General features: G+C 70.8%; 22 protein-coding genes, 1 tRNA gene and 1 pseudogene. 8 read left to right on the forward strand and 16 right to left on the reverse strand.

All coding sequences use genetic code 11. From position 1 onward, the window contains the following. The first annotated feature begins 109 nt into the window (after positions 1–109). From GXP74_RS00980 to GXP74_RS00995, 4 genes are all read left to right on the forward strand, one after another. Positions 110–1,033 (forward strand): 5-dehydro-4-deoxyglucarate dehydratase, encoded by a 924-nt coding sequence (locus GXP74_RS00980; protein WP_182449517.1) that lies wholly within the window; start codon positions 110–112, stop codon positions 1,031–1,033. Then, positions 1,030–2,292, forward strand: coding sequence for a glucarate dehydratase family protein (locus tag GXP74_RS00985; protein ID WP_182449518.1), 1,263 nt, complete (start codon positions 1,030–1,032; stop codon positions 2,290–2,292). The genes GXP74_RS00980 and GXP74_RS00985 overlap by 4 nt, the downstream gene beginning before the upstream one ends. Positions 2,293–2,384: 92 nt before the next feature. Next, entirely contained in the window at positions 2,385–2,576 is a 192-nt protein-coding gene (locus GXP74_RS00990; protein ID WP_182449519.1) for a hypothetical protein, read from the forward strand. Between the two features lie 263 nt (positions 2,577–2,839). Continuing rightward, a complete protein-coding gene (locus tag GXP74_RS00995; protein WP_182449520.1) occupies positions 2,840–3,742 on the forward strand; it encodes a tyrosine-protein phosphatase in 903 nt (300 codons plus the stop codon). Between the two features lie 139 nt (positions 3,743–3,881). Here GXP74_RS00995 and GXP74_RS01000 read toward each other — a convergent pair whose 3' ends face one another. The 5 genes from GXP74_RS01000 to GXP74_RS01020 form a co-directional block, all read right to left on the reverse strand. Next, positions 3,882–4,700 carry an RNA polymerase sigma factor SigF gene (locus GXP74_RS01000; protein ID WP_225448539.1) on the reverse strand — a complete coding sequence of 273 codons (819 nt, stop codon included), beginning with the start codon at positions 4,698–4,700 and terminating at the stop codon, positions 3,882–3,884. Between the two features lie 385 nt (positions 4,701–5,085). Further along, positions 5,086–5,904 (reverse strand): RNA polymerase sigma factor SigF, encoded by an 819-nt coding sequence (locus tag GXP74_RS01005; RefSeq protein ID WP_182449521.1) that lies wholly within the window; start codon positions 5,902–5,904, stop codon positions 5,086–5,088. Between the two features lie 237 nt (positions 5,905–6,141). Beyond that, the gene (locus GXP74_RS01010; protein WP_182449522.1) at positions 6,142–6,435 is read right to left on the reverse strand and encodes a Dabb family protein; all 294 of its coding nucleotides are present in this window, start codon (positions 6,433–6,435) and stop codon (positions 6,142–6,144) included. 53 nt (positions 6,436–6,488) lie between these two features. Continuing rightward, on the reverse strand, positions 6,489–6,653 hold the full coding sequence (locus tag GXP74_RS01015; protein WP_182449523.1) for a hypothetical protein: 165 nt from the start codon (positions 6,651–6,653) through the stop codon (positions 6,489–6,491). A gap of 435 nt (positions 6,654–7,088) precedes the next feature. Next, positions 7,089–7,328: a hypothetical protein gene (locus GXP74_RS01020; protein ID WP_182449524.1), complete on the reverse strand. Its 240-nt coding sequence runs from the start codon at positions 7,326–7,328 to the stop codon at positions 7,089–7,091. Between the two features lie 243 nt (positions 7,329–7,571). Here GXP74_RS01020 and GXP74_RS01025 point away from each other — a divergent pair, with 243 nt between their 5' ends. Further along, positions 7,572–8,969: an NAD(P)/FAD-dependent oxidoreductase gene (locus tag GXP74_RS01025; RefSeq protein ID WP_225447638.1), complete on the forward strand. Its 1,398-nt coding sequence runs from the start codon at positions 7,572–7,574 to the stop codon at positions 8,967–8,969. 300 nt (positions 8,970–9,269) lie between these two features. Next, complete coding sequence (locus GXP74_RS01030) at positions 9,270–11,366, forward strand: transglycosylase domain-containing protein (RefSeq protein WP_182449525.1); 2,097 nt, start codon at positions 9,270–9,272, stop codon at positions 11,364–11,366. Positions 11,367–11,457: 91 nt separating this feature from the next. On the opposite strand, the gene GXP74_RS01035 is transcribed toward GXP74_RS01030, so the two are convergent. After that, complete coding sequence (locus GXP74_RS01035) at positions 11,458–12,255, reverse strand: Fic family protein (RefSeq protein WP_255528053.1); 798 nt, start codon at positions 12,253–12,255, stop codon at positions 11,458–11,460. Positions 12,256–12,855: 600 nt separating this feature from the next. Here GXP74_RS01035 and GXP74_RS01040 point away from each other — a divergent pair. After that, complete coding sequence (locus tag GXP74_RS01040; protein ID WP_182449527.1) at positions 12,856–13,134, forward strand: hypothetical protein; 279 nt, start codon at positions 12,856–12,858, stop codon at positions 13,132–13,134. A 56-nt stretch (positions 13,135–13,190) separates the two neighbouring features. Here GXP74_RS01040 and GXP74_RS01045 read toward each other — a convergent pair whose 3' ends face one another. From GXP74_RS01045 to GXP74_RS01070, 6 genes and pseudogenes are all read right to left on the reverse strand, one after another. Beyond that, on the reverse strand, positions 13,191–13,496 hold the full coding sequence (locus GXP74_RS01045) for a helix-turn-helix domain-containing protein (protein ID WP_182449528.1): 306 nt from the start codon (positions 13,494–13,496) through the stop codon (positions 13,191–13,193). Continuing rightward, a pseudogene (locus GXP74_RS01050) lies at positions 13,493–13,871 on the reverse strand (type II toxin-antitoxin system RelE/ParE family toxin). Before GXP74_RS01050 ends, GXP74_RS01045 begins: the two are co-directional and overlap by 4 nt. Before the next feature lie 250 nt (positions 13,872–14,121). Then, a tRNA-Ser gene (locus tag GXP74_RS01055) sits at positions 14,122–14,208 on the reverse strand. 33 nt (positions 14,209–14,241) lie between these two features. Further along, on the reverse strand, positions 14,242–14,742 hold the full coding sequence (tadA, locus tag GXP74_RS01060) for a tRNA adenosine(34) deaminase TadA (RefSeq protein WP_182449529.1): 501 nt from the start codon (positions 14,740–14,742) through the stop codon (positions 14,242–14,244). 32 nt (positions 14,743–14,774) lie between these two features. Beyond that, entirely contained in the window at positions 14,775–15,269 is a 495-nt protein-coding gene (locus tag GXP74_RS01065; protein ID WP_370468360.1) for a hypothetical protein, read from the reverse strand. A 212-nt stretch (positions 15,270–15,481) separates the two neighbouring features. Beyond that, the gene (locus GXP74_RS01070) at positions 15,482–15,733 is read right to left on the reverse strand and encodes a hypothetical protein (protein ID WP_182456965.1); all 252 of its coding nucleotides are present in this window, start codon (positions 15,731–15,733) and stop codon (positions 15,482–15,484) included. Between the two features lie 183 nt (positions 15,734–15,916). On the opposite strand from GXP74_RS01070, the gene upp reads away from it, so the two are divergent. Further along, positions 15,917–16,555, forward strand: a complete 639-nt coding sequence (upp, locus tag GXP74_RS01075; protein ID WP_182449531.1) for a uracil phosphoribosyltransferase — start codon at positions 15,917–15,919, stop codon at positions 16,553–16,555. A 43-nt stretch (positions 16,556–16,598) separates the two neighbouring features. Here the strand turns inward: upp and GXP74_RS01080 are convergent, their stop codons facing one another. From GXP74_RS01080 to corA, 4 genes are all read right to left on the reverse strand, one after another. Continuing rightward, entirely contained in the window at positions 16,599–17,336 is a 738-nt protein-coding gene (locus tag GXP74_RS01080; RefSeq protein WP_182449532.1) for a LytR C-terminal domain-containing protein, read from the reverse strand. A gap of 155 nt (positions 17,337–17,491) precedes the next feature. Further along, positions 17,492–17,788 (reverse strand): type II toxin-antitoxin system VapB family antitoxin, encoded by a 297-nt coding sequence (locus GXP74_RS01085; RefSeq protein WP_182449533.1) that lies wholly within the window; start codon positions 17,786–17,788, stop codon positions 17,492–17,494. A 215-nt stretch (positions 17,789–18,003) separates the two neighbouring features. Continuing rightward, positions 18,004–19,185, reverse strand: coding sequence for a hypothetical protein (locus GXP74_RS01090; protein ID WP_182449534.1), 1,182 nt, complete (start codon positions 19,183–19,185; stop codon positions 18,004–18,006). A gap of 97 nt (positions 19,186–19,282) precedes the next feature. Further along, positions 19,283–20,257, reverse strand: a complete 975-nt coding sequence (gene corA, locus GXP74_RS01095) for a magnesium/cobalt transporter CorA (protein WP_182449535.1) — start codon at positions 20,255–20,257, stop codon at positions 19,283–19,285. Between the last annotated feature and the right edge of the window lie 35 nt (positions 20,258–20,292).

Below are 20,292 nucleotides of genomic sequence, written 5' to 3' on the forward strand. Positions count from 1 at the left end.
ATTTCCGGCGCGGCCGGGGAGGGGGGTCTCCCCTGATCAGCAAAGGTTCAGTACAGTGAATCGTATTCACGAACATGAACGCGCTGGATGCCCCATCCTGAGGAGTCCCATGGATCTGCAAGCCGCCCTGGTCCCGCCGCTCTCCTTCCCGCTCACCCCCTTCACCGAGGACGACCGGGTCGACGCCGAGGTCCTGTCCGCCCACGTCGACCAGCAGGTCGCCGCCGGCACCGCCGCCGTCTTCATCGCCTGCGGCACCGGTGAGTTCACCGCCCTCAGCCGCGAGGAGTACCGGCAGGTCGTCAGCACGGCGGTGAAGACCGTCGCCGGACGGATCCCGGTCTTCGCCGGGGTCGGCGGCGGACCCGCCACCGCCCGCGAGTACCTGGCCGACGCCACCGCCGCCGGGGCCGACGGCGTCCTGCTGCTGCCGCCCTACCTGGTGACCTCCACCCCCGAGGGGATCCTCGGGCACATCCGGTACGCGGTCCGCGACAGCGAGCTCCCGGTGATCGTCTACCAGCGCGCCAACGCCCGGCTCAGCCCGGCCACCGCGCTGGCGCTGCTCGACCTGCCGCAGGTGGTCGGCCTCAAGGACGGCCTCGGCGACGTCGAGCAGATGCAGCGGATCGTCGCCACCGTCCGCACCAGCGGCCACCCGCGCGCCGCCGAGTTCGCCTTCCTGAACGGCCTGCCGACCGCCGAACTGTCCGCCCGCGCCTACCGGGCCATCGGCATCGCCAGCTACTCCTCCGCGGTGCACTCCTTCGCCCCCGACCTCGCCCACGCCTTCGCCCGGGCGCTGGACACCGGCGACGACGCCCTGGCCGACGCCCTGCTCGCGGCCTTCCTGCTGCCGCTCGCCGACCTGCGCGACCAGGTCCCCGGCTACGCCGTGGCGCTGGTCAAGGCCGCCGCCCGGCTGGAGGGGCTGCCGGTCGGCCCGGTGCGCCCGCCGCTGGTGGAACCGTCGCCGGAGCACGTCGAGCGGCTGGCCCGGATCATCGCCGCGGGCCGGGCGGTACTGGCGTGAGGATCCAGCGGATCACCGTCACCCCGGTCGCCTTCCACGACCCGGCCCTGCTCAACGCCGTCGGCGTGCACGAGCCCTACGCCCTGCGCAGCGTCATCCAGCTGCACTGCGACGACGGCGTCGTCGGCCTCGGCGAGTCCTACGGCGACGACGCCTTCCTGGCCCTGCTGGACGCCGCCGCCCGGGCGATCACCGGGATGGACGTGTTCCACCTCGGCCGGATCCAGCAGGCGGTGGCGGCGGCCGTGGGCGGCGGCGCCTTCGCCGACAGCCACGGCCTGACCGGCGGCAGCTCGCACAGCAAGACCGTGCTGTCGGTGTTCGCCGCGTTCGAGGTCGCCTGCCTGGACGCCCAGGGCAAGGCCGTCGGCCGCCCGGTCGCCGACCTGCTCGGCGGCGCGGTCCGGGAGCGGGTCCCGTTCTCCGCCTACCTGTTCTACAAGTGGGCCGGGCACCCGGGCGCGGCCGAGGACTCCTGGGGCGCGGCGCTGGACCCGGACGGCATCGTCCGGCAGGCCCGCCGGATGATCGACGAGTACGGCTTCGGCGCGGTCAAGCTCAAGGGCGGGGTGTTCCCCCCGGAGCAGGAGATCGAGGCGGTCCGCGCGCTGCGCGCGGCCTTCCCCGAGCTGCCGTTGCGGCTCGACCCCAACGCCGCCTGGAGCGTCCCCACCGCGATCAAGGTCGCCGAGCAGCTGGACGGCGTGCTGGAGTACCTGGAGGACCCGGTCGCCGGGATCACCCCGATGGCGGAGGTGGCCCGGGAGGCGGCGATGCCGCTGGCGACCAACATGTGCGTGGTCGCGCCCGAGCACCTGGACCCGGCGGTACGGCAGCGGGCGATCGGCGTGCTGCTGTCGGACCACCACTACTGGGGTGGGCTGCGTCACACCCAGGAGCTCTCCGGGCTGTGCGCGGACTTCGGCGTGGGACTGTCCATGCACTCCAACAGCCACCTCGGGATCAGCCTGGCCGCCATGGTGCAGGTCGCCGCGGCGACCCCGCACCTCAGCTACGCCTGCGACACCCACTGGCCGTGGAAGCGCGCCGACGAGGACGTCATCGTCCCCGGCGCGCTGCGGTTCAGCGGGGGTGCGGTGCCGCTGCCGGACGCCCCCGGGCTCGGCGTGGAGCTCGACCCGGACGGCCTCGCCCGGCTGCACGAGCTGTACCTCGGCTGCGGGCAGCGCCGCCGGGACGACACCGCGTACATGCGGAGCATCGAGCCCGGTTTCCAGCCGAAGCCGCCGGGCTGGTGAACGGCTCCGCGCAGCCCGATGGCCACACTGGTACAGGACTGCGACACGAGGGCGTGACTACGGTGCGTCCGCATTGGCTAGAGTCCTCTGCCATGGCCGACTACCAGAACACCCCCGTAGAGGACACCGCCGCGAGCACGCAGATGTTCCGTGCATTCGTCGACGAGCCCCAGCCCAAGCCCGCCACCGCCCCCAGCGAGGGCAGCCGCACCGGCTTGATCGCCCTCGGTGTGATCATCGCCCTCGTGGTCATCGCCGGTGTGGTCTACCTCGCGGTCAAGTAACCGCGACCGTCCCCGATCCCCCCTCGCACCTACCTCCCCCCGCACCCCCCGCGCCCGCGCGCGCAGCGGTCCCGTGACCGGTCGTCGCCCCCCGACGGCCGGTGGCGGGACCGCGCCCGTTCCCGGCCCTCGCTCCTCGCCCGCCGCTCGGGACACGCCGCTCCGACCCCCGCTGCTTAGACTTGGCCGGGCACGGCTCGGGACGCCGGACAGCAGCTCGACACCCGGTTCGGATCCGGTTCGAGCGAGGGAGAGGACCTGATGTGAGCGAGTCGCAGACCATCGACGACCAGACTCGGGAGCCGGCCCGCAGCCTCGGCCTTCACGGCGCCGCCAACGCCCGTGACCTGGGGGGATACCGCACCGTCGACGGCCGGACGGTACGCGCCGGGGTGGCCCTGCGCGGCGACGCGCTGCACCGGCTGACCGATGACGACCTGGCGGTCGTCGCCGACCTGGGGATCCGCCAGGTGGTCGACCTGCGCGGGCTGAACGAGGTCCAGGAGAACGGCAGCGACCGGCTGCCCGGCCTGACCCCGGCCGAGATCGCCCGGGTCGAACTCAGCGACGGCGTGACCAGCATCGGCTCGGGCCCGATCCGGCTGGTGCACCTGCCGGTCTACTCCGCCGAGCACGACATCTACGTCGATCTGCGGGACGTCCTCGCGGGCCAGGACCCGGCGGCGCAGCACGCGCTGCTCGGGGACGGCGGCGGCGAGCGGATCATGTCGGAGATGTACCGCTGGTTCGTGACCGACCCGGTGATCCGCTCCCGCTTCGCGGAAACGGTTCGGCTGCTGGCCGATCCGGACGGGACGCCGCTGCTGTTCCACTGCACGGCGGGCAAGGACCGCACCGGCTGGGCGGCGGCGATCGTGCTGACCGCGCTGGGGGTGGACCGGGACACGGTCTACCGGGACTACCTGCTGACCAACGAGCGCTCCGCGAGCACCATCGAGCGGATCATGGAGATGTTCACCAGGCGCCGGGTGCTGGAGGACCCGTCCCTGATGATCCCGGTGATCCGGGCCGAGGCCGGGTACCTGGACGCGGCCTTCGCGGCGGTGGCGGAGGGCTGGGCCGACTTCGACGACTTCCTCGCCGAGGGCCTGGGCCTGGACGCCGGGACGCTGGCGTCGCTGCGCCGGAACCTGCTGACCGACTGACCGGCTGACCGACCGACTGACCGGCTGACCGACTGACCGGCTTCCCGGTCGCGGGAGGGGGTTCGGGTTCCGGTTCGGGTTCGGGTTCGGGTTCGGTGGAGGCTGCGGGGCGGTGACCGGATCCGCCCCGCGCGGCGGGTCACGCTTCGGCGATCAGCCCCTCCCTGAGCGTGGCCAGGGTCCGGGTGAGCAGCCGGGAGACGTGCATCTGCGAGATCCCGATCTCCTCGCCGATCTGCGACTGCGTCATGTTGCCGAAGAACCGGAGCATGATGATCCGCCGCTCCCGTGCCGGGAGCCGGGCCAGCAGCGGCTTCAGCGACTCGCGGTACTCGACGCCCTCCATGGCGGCGTCCTCGTAGCCGAGCCGTTCGGCGAGCGGCCCCTCGCCGTCCTCGTCGGTGGGCGCGGTGTCCAGCGAGCTGGCGGTGTAGGCGTTGCCGACGGCCAGGCCCTCGACCACGTCCTCCTCGCTGACGCCGAGGGCGGCGGCCAGTTCGGCGACGGTCGGCGAGCGGTCGAGCCGCTGGGCGAGCTCGTCCCCGGCCCGGGTGAGCGAGAGCCGCAGCTCCTGGAGCCGCCGCGGGACCCGCACCGACCAGCTGGTGTCCCGGAAGAAGCGCTTGATCTCGCCGATGATGGTGGGCATCGCGAAGGTCGGGAACTCGACCCCGCGCTCGCTGTCGAACCGGTCGATGGCCTTGATCAGGCCGATGGTGCCGACCTGGACGATGTCCTCCATCGGCTCGTTGCGGCTGCGGAAGCGGGCGGCGGCGTAGCGCACCAGCGGCAGGTTGAGCTCGATCAGGGTGTCCCGGACGTAGGTGTAGTCGCGGGACTCGGGGGTCAGCGTGGCGAAGCGCTGGAACAGCGAGCGGGACAGCGTGCGGGTGTCCAGCCCGTCCCGCTCGGTGCCGATGACGGGCCCCGCCGTCTCGATCGGTCCGGCTGTCTCGATCGGTCCGGCCGTCTCGATCGGCGCGATCACCGTGACCGGCTCGGCCGGTGCGAGCGTCGCCGCCTCGACGAGCTGCGGCAGAACGATGACGGGCACCGCCGCCCCCGGCCCGGCCGCCCGGGGGCAGGCAGGACCGACGCGTTGGAGTGAAGCTCAGGGCTGTCCAGGTTGACGGACACGCTACCCCCTCGGGTCTGCACAACTGTCGAAGAGTCGACAAGACGACGACTCGATGTACCTCCACTGGGATACCGGCACAGCATCCACTGCAAACCCGAACAGGACCAGATGTCACGCGGCGGTAACGTGCCGAGGTGCCTGGTTTGGCAAGAAAGCTGACCCGAAATCAGCGCGTTCGAGGCCTCGTCGCGAGGGGCGGACGGGCCTAGGCCTCCCAGGAGTTGCTGTTGCGCAGGCGGGTGAAGATCCTGGCCAGCAGGCGGGATACGTGCATTTGCGACATTCCGAGCTCGGTGCTGATCTGCGACTGCGTCAGGTTGCCGAAGAAGCGCAGCATCACGATCTGCCGCTCCCGTTCGGGCAGCTGGACGAGGAGATGACGCACCATGTCCCGATGCTCCACATGGGTGAGGGTGGCGTCCTCGTAGCCGAGCCGGTCCAGCAGCGCCAGGCCGCCGTCGTGCTCCTGCGCCGCCTCCAGCGAGGTGGCGTTGTAGGCCCGCCCGGCGTCCAGGCAGGCCCGGACGTCCTCCTCGGGGATCCGCAGGTTGGCGGCGATCTCGGGGACCTTGGGCATCCGGCCGTGAGCGACCGTCAGGTCCTCCATGGCCGCGCTGACCTGGACCCACAGCTCCTGCAACCGCCGGGGCACGTGCATGGTGCGGACGTTGTCCCGGAAGTAGCGCTTGATCTCGCCGAGGATGGTCGGCAGCGCGTACGTGGGGAACTGCACGCCCCGGGTGGGGTCGAACCGGTCGATGGCGTTGATCAGGCCGATCGTGCCGACCTGGATGACGTCCTCCATCGGCTCGCTGCGGCCCCGGAAACGGGCGGCGGCGTAGCGCACCAGGGGGAGGTTGACCTCGATCAGCGCGGCGCGGACGCGGTCGCGCTCGGGGGCGTCGGCGGGGAGCTCGGCCAGGCGTTCGAAGAGGACGCGGGTGAGGGTCCGTACGTCCACCCGTGACTGGTCGACGGGGGTGGGGGGCGCGGGTGCGTCACCCTCGTCCTTTGCACTCCCCATTGCCTGCACCGACACGCCACCCCTCGCGAGCTCCGTGAGGCGCACCGCCTGCCCCAGTCCACCATCCGGCAAACCGGTCATAGCATCACAAGACGCATGCTATCCGGGCAAGCACCGCATATGGGTGTGTTGATGGAATCGGGGCAGCGGGGTGAATCCGCGCCGCCGTACGGCTGAGGTGCGACTCCGGCCGGATTGGACACCCGGCGGGCGGGCCGTTCGAGCCGTTCGGATCGGTCAGACCGGGATGTCGGCGATGACCCAGGTCGCGAAGGCCTTCCAGTGGGCGACGCCCTCCTGGTGCGCGGGGTGGGTCAGGTACGACTGGAGCGAGGCGGCGTCGTCCACCAGGCTGTTGATGGCGAAGTCGTAGGCGATGTCCCGCTCGGTCACGTTCCAGCCGCACTCCCACTCGCGCAGCTGCGGGATCTTGGTGCCCAGGTCAGCGAAGATCGTCGCCCCGGCGACGGCGCGCGGGTCGTCCTTGGTGACGCCCTCGTTCAGTTTGAACAGGACCAGGTGGCGGATCATCGCGGGGCTCCTCGGAGGGTGCTCGGGTCGGGTCGATCAAGGACCCCCCGAGATTACTTCACCAGGTTGGTCATGAAGGTGCCCACTGCCTTGGCCGCATTGGAGATTCCGGTGAACCCGACCTGTACCAGACTGGCTGCGCGCACCGGAGAAGCGATGATCGTATAGAGAACAAAGATGACCAGTATGTACATGACCATCTTCTTGGCCTGCCCCATGGCCTCGCCCGCCTCCCTGCGGCACTCCCCGCGCCGCCCCGATGGCGGAAGCCTAGCGCCGTACGCTCGGCGGATGGCCGGCAATGGTCGTCGACTGTCGCCTCCACCGGTCCGATCGGACAGATAACGACAGCGTTAGTACATAAGGACGAAGGTCCCTTGTGGAGGGGCCCTATGCCGGATGCGGGACATCTGTTCGTGTAGCAGAGTTGGTGGTGTACCGAGCGGGTCTGGCAGGAACCTCTCGGTGCGAGGGATCCGGAGCCCCCGCTGTGGGACCGGTAGCCGCGACTTCCCCCCGACGCGGCGGCCGGTTGTGGGGCTCCGACGGGGGGCGGCTCGTCCCCCCGGAGCCGCCCCCTTTCCCGGCGGGCAGGGCCGAGGCCGTGCCCGCTCTCCTCGTTTCCGGGGGGACGTCAGTCCTTCCGGGGGACGTCAGTACGAGGCGAGCAGCAGCAGTCCGCCGACGAAGACACCCAGGAACAGCCCCGAGGCCAGCAGCACGCCCCCGGCGACGACCAGCGACTCCTGCCACCGGCGCGGCCCCTGGTAGCGGTCCGGCTCGCGCGGCGCGGACTGCCCGGCGACGGCCGGGCCCGGGCTCCAGGCGGCGCCCCGGTGCGCGTGCCAGAAGCGGCGCAGCAGCCCGAGCCTGACCGGTCGGCCGGTGATCACGCGATCGCCGGCGGCCCGGGCCGGTCGCGGCGGATTCGACCGGGCGGATGCAGCGGGGGTGTTCGCCGGGTCGAATACGGGACACCGGTGCCCCGTCGCCGCGCGGATTCCGGCCAGCTTGGGAGATGTGCTGATCAGCCGCCGATCCCGCTGTCTACGGTGAGCCCATGGGCCCGGGGAGCCCGCTGGATCGCAGCGCCGCCGCTCCCGGGCATCGCGCCCTGGCACCCGGAGGACATCACCATGACCCGAGCGGCGACCTGGGACAGCGCCCTGGTGCTTGGCGGCGGCTACGCGGGCATGCTCGCCGCGCGGGTGCTGTCCGGACACGTCCGCCGGGTGACGGTCCTGGAGCAGGACACCTCGCCCGGTGCGGCGGCGCGACCCGGCGTCCCGCAGGCGCACCATCCGCACGCGCTGCTGGCCCGCGGCGCCGAGCAGCTGGAGGAGTTCTTCCCCGGCATCAGGGCCGAACTGCGGTCCCGGGGCTGCCCGGTGGGGGACTTCGCCGAGGCCGGGCGGATCCTGTTCCCGACCGGCTGGGCGCCGCGGCAGCCGGTCGGGGTCGAGGTGCAGCTGGTCGCGCGCACCGTCCTGGAGCAGGCGATACGGGAGCGGGTGACCGCGCTGGACGCGGTCACGGTACGGGACGGCGTGCGGGTCGAACGCCTGCTGCTGCGCGACGAGGGGGAGGGCGTCGGCGTCGTGGTGCGCCCGCGCGGGCCGGACGGCGAGGGCGGCGCCGGTGCCGCCGAAACGATCCTGCGTGCCGACCTGGTGGTGGACGCCACCGGCCGTGGCAGCAGGCTGCCGCGCTGGCTCACCGACGCGGGCCACCGGCTCCCCGAGAGCCTGGTGGTGGACGCGAAGGCCAGCTACGCCTCCCGGCTGTACACCCTCAAGGAGGACCCGGAACGCGACTGGAACTCCAGCTACCAGCCCACCATGGCCCCCTCGGTGCCGCGTGGCGCCGTCGCCGTGCGGATCGGCCCCACCGAGTGGCTGCTCGGCCTGCTCGGCGCGGCCGGGAACACCCCGCCCGACGACGACGAGGGGTTCCGCGCCTACGCCGCCGCCCTGCGCAACCCCGACTTCCTGCGGATCATCGACGAGGGCGAACCCGTCGGGCCCGTCCACCGCACCCACACCACCGCCAACCGCTGGCACCGCTACCACCGGGTCCGGGACTGGCCGGATCGGCTGATCGCGCTGGGTGACTCCGTCTGCGCCTTCAACCCCGTCTACGGCCAGGGCATGACCGTGGCCGCGCTGCAGAGCCGACTGCTGGACAGCAGGCTCACCCGCCGCGCCGCGAGCGGCCGACTGGACGGCCTGGGCCCGGCGTTCCAGCGCGGGGCAGCCGCCCTGGTCCGCGGCCCCTGGCTGCTCAGCACCGCCACCGACCGCGCCTGGCAGGACACCGCGATACCGCTGACCAGCCGCATCGCCACCGGCTACCTCGCCGCCCTGACCGCCCGCCTGCCGCACCACCCCGGCCTGTACCGGCGCTTCGTCCGGACCCTGCAGATGCTGGACAGCCCGGCCTCCCTCGCCTCCCCGGCCGCCCTGGCCCAGCTCGCCTCGATCCCCTCCGTCGCCCGGCACCAGGCCGCCTGTTCCTGCCCCGCCGCGCACCCCTGAGCGGGACTCACAGCTTCGAGCGGTAGCGTGGTTCCCGAGCCCACCGGTGGGGGCGCCGAGGCAGTGGATTCGGCCGCTGACCTGTCGACTTCCCCTGCCTTGACGGAGCGTCAGTACGCAGGCGACCGAATGGATCCGGGGTGCAACTGATCCCCGTCCGCGTGCGTCTGAAGTCGAGGCAAGCGGTGTGCGCTGGGTCGCCGGGTGCGACGGACGGTGGGCTCCGCGGTGTCGGGGCCTCGCGCGGCCCCATGCCCGCATGCCACCGGAGCAGCGCTGACGAACAGGGAGTAGATCACCATGCCCCGCCCACATATGTCCGCCGCCGCGTCAGTGATGCGCAGGGGCGTCCGCTCCAAGGCCGCTATGTCGGTGAGCCTGCTGGGCGCGAGCGTGCTGGCCGGCGCGCTGGTGGCGTCCCTGTGCATTCCCGCCGTCGGCGCCGTCGGTCTGGGCGCCAAGGCCGCGGCGGACGACTTCAACTCGGTCCCGGACAACCTGGTCCTGCCGACGCTGGCGCAGGAGTCCACCATCTACGACTCCGCCGGGAACGTCATCGCCCGGTTCTACCCGCAGGACCGCGTCTCCGAGCCGCTCAGCAAGATCGCGCCGATGATGCAGAACGCGCTGATCGACATCGAGGACCACCGGTTCTACCAGCACGGTGCGATCGACCTGGAGGGCACGCTGCGGGCGCTGCTGAAGAACTCCAGCTCCGGGGACGTCTCCCAGGGCGGATCGACGCTGACCCAGCAGTACGTCAAGAACGTCTTCATCAACGACGCGGGCGACTCCAACTCGACCGGGTTCGCGCAGGCCACCCGGCAGACCGTGGGCCGCAAGATCCAGGAGCTGCGGTACGCGATCAAGCTGGAGGAGACGCTGTCCAAGCAGCAGATCCTGGACGACTACCTCAACATCACCTACTTCGGTGAACAGGCGTACGGGGTCCAGGCGGCGGCCGAGCTGTACTTCAGCGTCCCCGCCAGCAAGCTGACCATCCCCCAGGCGGCCATGCTGGCCGGTCTGGAGCAGTCCCCGTCGGCCTACGACCCGATCCACAATCCGGCGAACGCGATCATCCGCCGCAACCAGGTGCTCGCCGCGATGGCCACCTACGGCACCATCACCGCGGTCCAGGCGAAGGCCGCCGAGGCGAGCCCGCTCGACCTGAAGGTGACCTACCCGCAGGCCGGCTGCATCACCGCGGACAAGGGCGAGGGCTTCTTCTGCGACTACGTCGCCCAGCAGATCCTGGACGACCCGGCCTTCGGGGCGACGGCGGCGGACCGGCAGCAGCTGTGGAACACCGGCGGCCTGAAGATCCACACCACCCTCGACCCCAAGGACCAGGCGGCCACCAACAAGGCGATCGCCGACCACACGAACCCGGCCGACTCCACGGTCGCGGTCTCGGCGATGGTCCAGCCCGGCACCGGGAACATCCTGGCGATGGCGCAGAGCCGTCCGTACGGCACCGGGTCCAACCAGACCGAGATCAACTACAACGCCACCGCGGTCCAGGACGGCGGCGAGGGATTCCAGACCGGCTCGGTCTTCAAGGCGATCACCGCCGCGACGGCGCTGTCCCAGGGCATCCCGCTGAGCTACAAGATCAACGCGGTCGCCACCGGCCCCTACCCGCGGATGACCAACTGCTCCGGGGAGGTGCAGCCCGAGGTGGGCGGCGACATGAACGACACCCCGGTCCCCTACGGTGAGATCACCATGGTCCAGGCCATGGCCGCCTCGGTGAACACCTACTTCGTGCCGCTGGAGGCGCAGGTCGGCCTCTGCAACGTGGTGCACATGGCCCAGGCCTTCGGCCTCGGCTACCAGGCCGCGCCGGACTCCAAGTCCCCGAACGGGCTGGCCCCGATCATGCAGGTGCAGTCACTGACCCTGGGCGTCAACGACTACACCCCGCTGCAGATGGCCAACGTCTACGCGACCTTCGCCGACCAGGGCCGGTACTGCGACACCACCGCGATCACCTCGGTCACCAACGCCTCGGGCAAGAGCCTCGCGGTCCCGTCCGCCGACTGCCACCAGGTGGTCACCCCGTCGGTGGCGGCCGGGGTCAACACGCTGCTCCACTCCGTGGTCTCGGACGCCGGCGGCACCGGCGCCCCGGACGCCATCAACTGGTCCGACGCGGGCAAGACCGGCACCACCAACGACGACGACCAGGCCTGGTTCGACGGCTACACCAGCCAGATCGCCGACGCGACCATGATGACCAACCCGAACTACCCCAGCGACTCCCTCGACGGGGTCGACATCGACGGCACCACCTACCAGCACGCCTACGGCTACCTGCTCCCGGGCCCGATCTGGAAGGAAGCCATGACCGGCGCGATGTCCGGCCTCCCGAACGAGCCCCTGAACTTCGGCTAGCCCACCCCCCCGAGCCCACCACCGAGGCCCCGACCACCCCGGCCGGGGCCTCGCCCCTTCCCCGCCGCTCGGCCGAGCGAGGACGGATCGGTCAGCCGACCAGGACTCGCAGGGCCTCATCGTTGATGAACACTCGGTCGTAGCTTCCCTCGCCGTACTGGCGGAGCAGGCCCAGGGCGACGAGCTTGCTCACGGCGTTACTGACGGTCTGGTAGGTCACGCCGTACCTCTTGGCAGCCCATGTGATGGTGAGCATGGGATACCCGATCAGGCCCTCGGCGATGCGCAGGGTGACGCCGGTGGCGCTGACTTCGAAGAGCTGATCCCGGTACTCGCGTCGCCGTGACTCAAGCCACGGTGACAGGGCGACGACAGGGTGGGTCAGCTCTCCGGCGCGCATCAGCTGGAGCAGCATCACCAGCCTGCCCAGGCGGCCGTTACCGTCATTGAAGGGGTGCAGGGTCTCGAACTGGTAGTGCCCCACAGCGATACGCGTCATCAGGTGCATCTCGGGGCCCGCCTGGTTGATCCAGCCCTCCCAGTCGAGAAGCCCGTCCCTGAGCCGATGGCCGTGTGGGCAGGGGACGAAGCGGGCGTCCTCGACATTGGCGGTCCTGACGCCGATGAAGGCGTCCGTGGTTCGTACCTGCCCGGCCTGGGTGGTGTGGCTGGAGGTTCCGCTTACGAGGATGCCCTGCAGGTACTCCAGCAGGGCAACTGTGACAGGTCGGTCGTTGATCGCCGTCGTCGCGATTTCCGCGATCCGGACGTAGTTGCGGACCTCTGCCACGTCGGAGCTGATATCGGATGCGTCCTCGAAGTCGGCTTTGAGGACGTCCTCCATCCCCACACAGGTGCCCTCGATCGCCGAGGTGCTGCGCGCTTCCACCAGGAACGCGTGAGGCCCCGACCGTTCCCGGTCGGGGCCCATCGTCGTCCTGCTCAGAGCGGTAGCGGTGGGATTCGAACCCACGGTGAAGTTGCCCCCACACACGCTTTCGAGGTCTGCACCTGGGCTCCAGGGGCAATTCGGCATGATCCACAGCTGCTCATTTCGGTTCATCACCGCAGGTCGGGCGCGTGCAGGTCAGTGTCGAGGCTGTAGGCGGACCAGCGCGAACCAGGGCGGATGAGACTACGGATGAGACTAGGATCCCCGATCATCCGTTGCTGGGTGTCCCTGGGGAGGGCAGAGTCGTCGGGCGTGTCCCTGTCGGCTGCAGTGCCTTCCGTACCGCGCCTCTGAAGACGGCCGGGGCGGATCGGCGCAGGAGAGGGTTCGGGAAATCATCAAAGTGAGATTGGTGATTTGTTTGGAGATTTGACTGCGACACCGCCCGTGACCTCGGTGCCCACGTCGGCAACCTGGCGGAGGCCGTGCGGGTGACCACCACGTATCGGAGTGCGGGTGGGTCGCCCGCGCTCCGATACGTGGAGGAGCTGATGCACCTTGAGGTACTTGGGTACCGTCCTCTGTGAAGGTGTACCGATGACGACTGCAGCACCGAAGACTCCTCGGCAGTCCCCGCTGAAAGTGGATCCGGAAACCGACAAGTTGATCAGCCAGGGCGCGCACTTTCTAGGCCTGACCAAGAAGGACCTGGTGGCCGACGCCGTACGGGTCTACCTGGAACAGCGGTGCGAGGACCTGAGGGTCGGCATGGCTGAAGCACTGCAGGTGATCGACGGCTCGGTCAAGTCGGACATCATGCTGCTGACCGGCCTGACTGCAGAGGAGATAGACGCAGTCGGCGGGATCGACGAGTAACAAAGAAGCCAGATACACCTGCCCGCCCCACCATCTGCGGATCATTGGTGCATCGGTCAAGCGGCTTCGCCGATGGTGATGTTGAGCGGCTGCCCGAGTGCGGTGGCGATGCGCAGCAGGGTGCGCGTGGAGGGGAGAGTGAGGCTGTTCTCAAGGCGAGCTATGGCCGGCTGGGTCATCCCAGCCCGGCGTGCGAGCTCGGACTGGGACCAGCCCAGTTCGGTGCGGCGCTGGTAGATGGAGCGGCCGAGTTCGATGGCCAGGCCGGTTTCGTCGTAGACCTGCTGGGCCTGGGGGCCGAGATCCGTGTCCGCGCCGGTGAGCTCCTTGGCACGATGCGTCTTCCAACTGGCGTGGTTCATAGGTCCTCCTCTTTTACGGCGCGGTCGTAGATCTCGTGGCTCTGTGCCGGCTGATGTCGGAGCTCGCACTCCTGTTGTGCCCTGTGGGCGCGGTCCACCTCGGCGCTCTCGCGCATGCGGGTCTTGTGGAGCACCGTCAGGAAGACAATCCGCCGTCCTGGGGCGAGCCAGTAGGTGATGCGTTGCTCATTGCAGGGAGAAGCGCAACTCGCGGACCTTGCCGCCCAGATGTCGGGTCTGAGGCTCGCCGAGGGTCTCCGCGTGATCAGCCAGGTAGTCGGACAGTTTCATCACGCGCAGGTAGTCATCGGCCGGCAGCGAATGCAGCCACACCCGTACCTCGACTTCGACTTCAATCTCGTAGCGCCCGCCCATAGCAAAAATCATATACCTATGTTGCTGCGATGCGCTTGTGCCGCTTGACCCGAAGATCGCACGCCCGCCCCCGAAGCGTGTTCCTTGGCCGCTGAGTGAGCCGCCTTACGGTGTCTCACCAGCCGTTACTCAGCGCTCGGCGGCCTCGGCGTCCAAGCCTTCAGCGTTTGTGGTGAGACTAAGGATGAGACTGGAACGGCCGAAGCCCCGCCGGGTGGACTCGGCGGGGCTTCGTTTGTCCTGCTCAGAGCGGTAGCGGTGGGATTCGAACCCACGGTGAAGTTGCCCCCACACACGCTTTCGAGGCGTGCTCCTTTGGCCGCTCGGACACGCTACCGTGGGACAGCCTACCGGATGCCGGGCAGTGGTCCTAAACGGATTCCGGTGGGGGCGTGGTGGGGGTGCGGTGGGGGTCGAAGAAGGCGCGCAGGGCGGCGGCGCAGGTGTCGGCGAGGACGCCGGAGACGACCTGGGGGCGGTGGTTGAGGCGGCGGTCGCGGACCACGTCCCAGAGCGAGCCGGCCGCGCCCGCCTTGTCGTCCAGGGCGCCGTAGACCACGCGGTCCAGCCGGGACAGCACGATCGCGCCCGCGCACATGGTGCAGGGCTCCAGGGTGACCACGAGGGTGCAGCCGGTCAGCCGCCACTCGCCGAGGGCCCGGGCCGCCTCGCGGATGGCCTGGACCTCGGCGTGGGCGGTCGGGTCGCCGACGGCCTCGCGCTCGTTGTGGCCCCGGCCGAGGACCGCCCCGTCCGGGCCCAGCACCACCGCGCCGACGGGGACGTCCCCGGTCGGCAGGGCGTGCCGGGCCTCGGCCAGGGCCAGCCGCATGGCCGGGGCCCACTTGTCGCGGATGGGATCGGTGCGCATCGGACCAGTGTCCAGCACCGCCGCCGACCGGCCTAGCGGACGGCTTCCAGGACCTCGCCGCAGCCCAGGGCGTCGGCGATCTCGGTCAGGGCGTCACCGGGCACCGCGCCCTCGACGCTCATGTCCATCAGTTCCTTGGCGCCGACGCCGAATTCGATCAGCAGCCCGGCGTCACCCAGAGGGCCGTTCGGCACGCCGTCGACGTTGTCGACGGCGGCGTCCTCATCGTCCTCGTCCTCCTCGGCGTCCTCGTCGAGTTCCGCCACCAGGTCGTCCAGGTCCTCGTCGGACCCGCGGCCGAGCAGTTCGTCGGTGAGGATGATCTCCCCGTAGGCACTGCGGGAGGCGGCGGAGGCGTCGGAGACGAAGATCCGGGGGTCTTCCTCACCGTCCACTCGGACGACGGCGAACCAGACGTCCTCCTGTTCGATGAAGACCAGGACCGTGTCTTCGTCCGTCGCCGCCTCCCGCGCCAGATCGGCGAGGTCAGTGAGGGTTTCAACATCATCAAGCTCGGTCTCGCTCACGTCCCACCCGTCCTCGGTGCGAGCGAGCAATGCAGCGAAGTACGCCACCAGCGACTCTCCCAGGGGTCTTGTGCGGCTAGGCCACGCCCGTCGTATCGGGGTGCCCGTGCGAACGCCCCATCGGCATCGTGACAGAAAGCAGTGCCCTGCGGGGAGTGTTCGGCAGCGCGTCTTGCCTGGTCGTGTCGTGAAGCGGGGGTGGTGTGGGCAACTCAGGCCCGGAAGGTGCGCATTAGTACGGCCTGTCTCATCCGTGCGGCTTTGGTCCGACGGGGGCGTACGCGGGCCCGCAGCTCCCGGGCCTCGGCGAGTTCCCGCAGGAACGCGTCCCGGCGGCGGCGGCGTTCGAGGGCCGTCTCCACCCGCGGCCGGGGGTCACCGGCGGGTCGGCCCTCGCGGGCCCGGGTTCCGGCGGCCGACTGGGCCTCCCGGGTTGTGCCCTCGCCTTTCCGCTGGTCGCTCATGCGCTGCTCCTCCTCCGGGCGAGGCGTTCCCCGCCCACGGCGTCGCGTTCCCCTGTCCCGTTCCCCTCCGGACCGCTTTGACACCGTCCGGGCAAAGATCCGGTGCGGATCACTCCGGTTTCCCGGGATTTCCGCAGGGGGCAGCGTGTCGAAGCTCACTCCTGCTCGGTTACTGTCGGGTCCATGCGGATTCATGTCCTGGACCACCCCCTGGTGGCGCACAAGCTCTCCACGCTGCGTGACGAGCGCACCGACTCACCCACCTTCCGCCGGCTCGCGGACGAGCTGGTGACGCTGCTCGCGTACGAGGCGACCCGGGACGTCCGGACCGAGCAGGTGGAGATCACCACCCCGGTCGCGGTCACCACCGGGGTCCGGCTCAGCTATCCGCGTCCGCTGGTGGTGCCGATCCTGCGGGCCGGGCTCGGCATGCTCGACGGGATGACCCGGCTGCTGCCGACCGCGGAGGTCGGCTTCCTCGGCATGGTGCGCAACGAGGAGACGCTGGAGGCGTCCACCTACGCCACCCGGATGCCGGACGACCTGTCCGGCCGTCAGGTGTACGTGCTGGACCCGATGCTGGCCACCGGCGGCACCCTGGTCGCGGCGATCCGGCTGCTGATCGAGCGGGGCGCGGACGACGTCACCGCGATCTGCCTGCTGGCCGCGCCCGAGGGCCTGAAGGTGCTGGAGCGGGAACTCGGCGGGCTGCCGGTCACCCTGGTCACCGCGGCGGTGGACGACCACCTCAACGAGAACGGCTACATCGTCCCCGGGCTCGGCGACGCGGGCGACCGGCTGTACGGCACGGTCGGGGACTGACCCGGCCGGGCCCCGGCCGCGCGCGGGCGGGGCCCCGCCGGGCTCAGCAGTGGGCCGAGGCGGACGGGGCCGGTCCGGCGGCCAGGGCCAGTGCCTGGGCGGCCTGGTCCGGGGTGGCCAGCGCGGTGAAGCCGTTCCCGAGCACCAGGTCCACCGAGGCGTCCTTGCGCTGGTCGGTGGCCGGGACGGCGCCCGCCACCTCGGACCGCAGCACCGTCACCGCCTTCGTCCCGGCGGCCCCGCCGGTGATCCGGGCGGTGCCGGTGACCTTGTCCTGGAGCTGGGCCGGGGCGTTGCCGACGGTGCCGATGGTGAAGCCGCGCTGCTTCAGCAGGGCGGCGGTGCGCCCGGCCAGACCGGCCTTGTCGGTCGCGTTGTAGACGTTGACCGTGATCCCCTTGGCCGCCGCCGCGCCCGGCGGTGCCGCGGCGCCGGAGGCCCCGGCCGAGGCCGATCCCGAGGGCGGTCCCGAGACGGCGCCGGAAGCGCGGCCGACCGCCGCGCCCGGCGTGCCGGGCGGCGCGACCAGGCTGTCGGCCGAGCCCGGGTCCGGCAGCCGCGCCGACAGGGCACGGACGCAGGCCGTGGCCGCCGTGGCGTGCTTGCCGCCGCCGAAGACGTCGACCAACTGCACCGTGCCCCAGGTGAGCACGGAGAGCGTCAGTACGCCGGCGATCGCGATCAGTACGTGGCGACGCCGCTGGTGCGGGCGCCGCAGCCGGGGATAGGCAGTGCCCGTGATCCGGTACTGCTTTCCCTTGAGGCCTGGAGGAGTCAACATGCTCACCGCGAAGTGCCCCTTTGCGCCGGGCTGTCAGTGCTTGGGTACGGAGCGACTGCTTCTGCGGCCAGACTAATGCCGAAACCGGACGATGCGTACTTAAAGGATCATCATCTGGGCTATTCGGACACCCGAAAGGGTGTCAGCGGAAGCGATCAGTCCATCTCCAGCACGCGCGCGTGCAGCACCTGACGCTGTTGCAGCGCCGCGCGGACGGCGCGGTGCAGGCCGTCCTCCAGGTAGAGGTCGCCCTTCCACTTCACCACGTGGGCGAAGAGGTCCCCGTAGAAGGTGGAGTCCTCGGCGAGCAGGGTTTCCAGGTCGAGCTGGCCCTTGGTGGTGACGAGCTGGTCCAGGCGCACGGGACGGGGCGCCACGTCCGCCCACTGGCGGGTGCTGACCCGGCCGTGATCCGGGTAGGGCCGAGCGTTACCAATACGCTTGAAGATCACACGGAAAGCCTACCGTTCCCCGGGGGTCGGGCGCAGCAAGGTCGTCCGGGTACGTCCGGACGTACGTCGCTGACCTGCACTTTTCGGGCGGTCCCAGCGGGCCCGGGGGCCGGATCACCCGACGGGGACGGTTCCGCGCCCGGCGTGCGCCGTCGCGTCCGCGCCGGGTGTGCCCTTCGAGCGCGGGCGGGCGAGCGGGGGGGGGGCGGCCGGGGTCAGCGCGCGGTCGCCGACGCGGTCAGGGCGGCGCCGACGCGGTCCATGGAGGACAGCCGCATCAGCCCGTAGTTGTAGAACTCGACCTCGGGCACCCCGAGCCCGGCCAGCAGTTGGACCTTCGCGGCCAGGTTCTCCGGGCCGTCGCAGTCCTTGGCCATCGGCCGCAGGATCACCGCCAGCGCGTCCGGGGCCACGCCGTGCAGGGCGTAGCCGGCGACCTTCTCGCGTACCGCCTCCGGGGTGGCCGCGTAGCCCAGGGTCTCGATCCGCGGGACGACCTTGGCCAGCGCCGGGAGGTCGACGCCGGAGAGCCAGCCCTTGCCGGGGCCGTCGTCGTCCATGAAGGTCAGCCGCATGCCGTGGGCCTCGGCGGTGGCGGCGGCCTCGGCGGCGAGGGAGGTGACGGTGGTGGTGGAGGCGTCGAGGTAGGCGGCGAGCGCGCCGTCGGCGATGGCGTCCAGCTCGGCGGGCTCGTCGGCGGCCCGCTCGTCCGCGAGTCGGCGGCGGATCTCGGCCCGGACCACCCGCCGCACCTCCTCGGCGGGGACGCCGGCCCGGTCGGCGTGGGCGACGCAGTGCTCGCAGAAGCAGATCCCGAGCAGCGCCTCGGCGACCGGGCCCAGCTGCTCGAAGTAGCGCTCGTGGTGGAAGCCGTGCCGCAGGCCGTGGAAGTGCAGCGACTCGGCCCGGATGGCGTCGACGCCGTAGCGGGCGTGCTCGGCCACCAGCGCGGTGGTGTACTCGCGGACGTCGGGGTTGGCCGGGCAGAGCTCGGTGAGGTGCCGGTCGCCGAAGGCGTTGGCGGGGGCGCAGTCCGGGTGCTCGAAGCCGAGCCGGTCGTTGTGCAGGAAGACCGTCCAGGCGTGCAGCTTCAGCCCGCGCCGCCGGGTCTCGGCCGCGGCCTCGGCGAAGGGGTCGCGGTCGCCGAGGGCGGTGGACGCCTTCGGGCGCAGCCGCAGGCCGCTCCAGTGGGCCTCGTCCGGCTGGAAGTAGGCGGCGCCGGGCTCCAGGTAGCGGACGGCGTGCAGCGGGTTGTGCGGGAAGACGTCGCGCGCCTGGTGGTAGACCGAGGCGAGGGTGACCCCGCCGACCCTGGCCCGGTCGGTGAGGTTGCCGAAGAAGTGGTCGGCGCCCTCGTCGAGCAGGTCGGTGGCGAAGGCGAGAACGGACGACTCCACGGGTACTCCGGCAGGTCAGGGGTGGCGCGGCACGGGTGCGCCGGCGCTGCCAGCCTAACCAGGTGCTCCGACTTTGGTATAGACCTGGTGGGGTGAGTCAGATCCAGTCCTTGCGCCGGAAGGACCAGTACAGGAGCAGCGAGAGGACGACCATCAGCGCGGTGGAGGTGTAGAAGCCGCCGTGCGCGGCGAAGCCGGGGAAGGGCACGTTCTGGCCGTAGAAGCCGGTGACGGCGGTGGGCACGGCGATGATCGAGGCCCAGCTGGTGACCTTCTTCATGATCAGGTTCATCCGGTTGCCCTGGACCGTGAGGTGGGTCTCCATCACCGAGGTGACCAGGTCGCGCAGGGACTCGGTCCACTCGGTGGCGCGCAGCACGTGGTCGTAGACGTCCTGGTAGTACGGCAGCAGCGGGTCGCTGACCACGTGCAGGTCGCGGCGGAGCAGCGAGTTGACGACCTCGCGCATCGGCAGCACCACCCGGCGCAGCCGGACCAGGTTCTTCCGCAGTTCGTAGGTGCGGCGCTGCACGGTCTGGCTGTTGGCGTGGCTCTCGTCGAAGAGCAGCTCCTCCAGCTCCTCGATCCGCTCGTCCAGCTCCTGGACGGCGGTGAAGTGCCCGTCCACCAGGTAGTCGAGCAGGCCGTGCAGCAGGAAGCCCACGCCCTGCTTGGCGAGGTCGGGGCTGGCGTCCCAGCGCTCGACCACCGGGTCCATGGTGAAGCGCTCGTCGTTGCGGATGGTGATCAGCGCGTTGGGGGTGATGAAGACCGAGAGCTCGCGGGTGTCCAGGGTGCCGCTGTCCTGGTCCACGGAGACGGCGTAGGCGCTCATGAACAGGTGGTCGCGGTAGCGGTCGAGCTTGGGGCGCTGGCGCTCGTGCCCGGCGTCCTCGATCGCGAGCTCGTGCAGGCCGAACTCCTCGTGGATCATGGCGAGGTCGTCCGGGGTGGGGGAGCACAGGTCGAGCCAGACGGTGAGGTCGGGTTCGCAGACATAACTGGATATGTCCTGCACCGGGAAGTTCTCCTGGGCCAGGGTGCCGTCGCGGTAGAGCCGGGTTCTCGCCATGCGGGTCAGGGTAGCCACGGGGTCCGGCGGCTCCG

It is taken from the genome of Streptacidiphilus sp. P02-A3a (genome assembly GCF_014084105.1).
Taxonomy (GTDB): Bacteria; Actinomycetota; Actinomycetes; order Streptomycetales; family Streptomycetaceae; genus Streptacidiphilus.

What these genes read in the sequence shown, in the direction of transcription:
- GXP74_RS00980 (WP_182449517.1), top strand. Translation starts at nt 110, where the DNA reads ATGGATCTGCAAGCCGCCCTGGTCCCGCCGCTCTCCTTCCCGCTCACC.
- GXP74_RS00990 (WP_182449519.1), top strand. Translation starts at nt 2,385, where the DNA reads ATGGCCGACTACCAGAACACCCCCGTAGAGGACACCGCCGCGAGCACG.
- GXP74_RS01005 (WP_182449521.1), bottom strand. Translation starts at nt 5,904, where the DNA reads ATGGGGAGTGCAAAGGACGAGGGTGACGCACCCGCGCCCCCCACCCCC.
- GXP74_RS01010 (WP_182449522.1), bottom strand. Translation starts at nt 6,435, where the DNA reads ATGATCCGCCACCTGGTCCTGTTCAAACTGAACGAGGGCGTCACCAAG.
- GXP74_RS01015 (WP_182449523.1), bottom strand. Translation starts at nt 6,653, where the DNA reads ATGGGGCAGGCCAAGAAGATGGTCATGTACATACTGGTCATCTTTGTT.
- GXP74_RS01025 (WP_225447638.1), top strand. Translation starts at nt 7,572, where the DNA reads ATGACCCGAGCGGCGACCTGGGACAGCGCCCTGGTGCTTGGCGGCGGC.
- GXP74_RS01030 (WP_182449525.1), top strand. Translation starts at nt 9,270, where the DNA reads ATGCCCCGCCCACATATGTCCGCCGCCGCGTCAGTGATGCGCAGGGGC.
- GXP74_RS01040 (WP_182449527.1), top strand. Translation starts at nt 12,856, where the DNA reads ATGACGACTGCAGCACCGAAGACTCCTCGGCAGTCCCCGCTGAAAGTG.
- GXP74_RS01045 (WP_182449528.1), bottom strand. Translation starts at nt 13,496, where the DNA reads ATGAACCACGCCAGTTGGAAGACGCATCGTGCCAAGGAGCTCACCGGC.
- tadA (WP_182449529.1), bottom strand. Translation starts at nt 14,742, where the DNA reads ATGCGCACCGATCCCATCCGCGACAAGTGGGCCCCGGCCATGCGGCTG.
- GXP74_RS01070 (WP_182456965.1), bottom strand. Translation starts at nt 15,733, where the DNA reads ATGAGCGACCAGCGGAAAGGCGAGGGCACAACCCGGGAGGCCCAGTCG.
- upp (WP_182449531.1), top strand. Translation starts at nt 15,917, where the DNA reads ATGCGGATTCATGTCCTGGACCACCCCCTGGTGGCGCACAAGCTCTCC.
- GXP74_RS01080 (WP_182449532.1), bottom strand. Translation starts at nt 17,336, where the DNA reads ATGTTGACTCCTCCAGGCCTCAAGGGAAAGCAGTACCGGATCACGGGC.
- corA (WP_182449535.1), bottom strand. Translation starts at nt 20,257, where the DNA reads ATGGCGAGAACCCGGCTCTACCGCGACGGCACCCTGGCCCAGGAGAAC.